This is a genomic window from Bacillus sp. P4_D3 (genome assembly GCF_056401855.1).
This window is the reverse complement of record NZ_JBFUIN010001033.1, coordinates 1-920: the sequence shown is the minus strand read 5'-3', so window position 1 is coordinate 920 and position 920 is coordinate 1. Positions and strand designations below refer to the sequence as shown.

At 34.5% G+C, this 920-nt stretch carries 2 protein-coding genes; both read left to right on the top strand.

Translation table 11 applies throughout. The features are described from left to right. A partial coding sequence (locus tag AC1DTM_RS28945) for a DeoR/GlpR family DNA-binding transcription regulator (RefSeq protein WP_477001537.1) occupies positions 1-573 on the top strand: 573 nt, incomplete at its 5' end. A gap of 12 nt (positions 574-585) precedes the next feature. Beyond that, positions 586-920, top strand: a 335-nt coding sequence (locus AC1DTM_RS28940; RefSeq protein WP_477001536.1) for a GNAT family N-acetyltransferase, incomplete at its 3' end; no start/stop codon positions are given.

Here is a 920-nt window from a genome sequence, read left to right as displayed (position 1 = left end):
GCCGAACCATCGAAACGTTATCGTGATAGTTCAATAGATGAAGATGCGATTGCGAAAGTTGCTGTATCCTACATACAAGAAGGAGATTCCGTTTTTATTGGCGGGGCTTCCATTCATTATGCCATGTTAAAGTATTTACCTGAAACATCATTTACAGTTATTACGAATGCTTTAGAAATTGCTAGTAAGTTACGGGAATATAAGAACATTGATACGTACTTAATTGGTGGAAAAGTGAAACCATCAGGAAATATGACAGATACACTGGCCTCTGAATTGATAAGTAGATTCTCTATTGATCTTTATTTCTCTACAGGTGGCGGTATTTCATTGAATGGTATAAGTACTGCGACACCGGAAGTTGCTTATTTTGGAAAAACAGTAAGTAAAATTGCTAGAAGAAATATTTGTTTAGCTCCTCATAATAAACTTGGAATAGACTGCTTTATAAAAGGAGAGTCACTGATAGAAATTGACCTTATAATAACAGATGAAGGGGCTAGTAAAGAAACGATTCAACAATTTGAGAAACAAGGTAAAGAAATTGTAATAGCGTCAATAGACCTCATTTAAAAGGAGTTTGAAATGATTATAAAAGGACAAGAGTTTCATATAAATGGATTAACTTATACAGTTCGTTCTGCAGTTCAAACGGATGCTGAGCAGTTATCAGAAATTAGAGTTCAGATCGATGGCGAAACTGAAAATATGGATAGAGAAGAAGGTGAGGGATTTATAGATACGAAAGGTTTCCAGGAAATAATAAAAATGGATAGTGAAAAAACGAGAAATCTCTTTTTAGTTGTGGAAGTTCATAACCGTATCGTTGGATTTTCGAGATGTGAAGGATCGGACTTAAAGAGATTGTCTCATAAAGTAGAGTTTGGCATTTGTATTTTAAAAGAGTTTTGGGGATATAG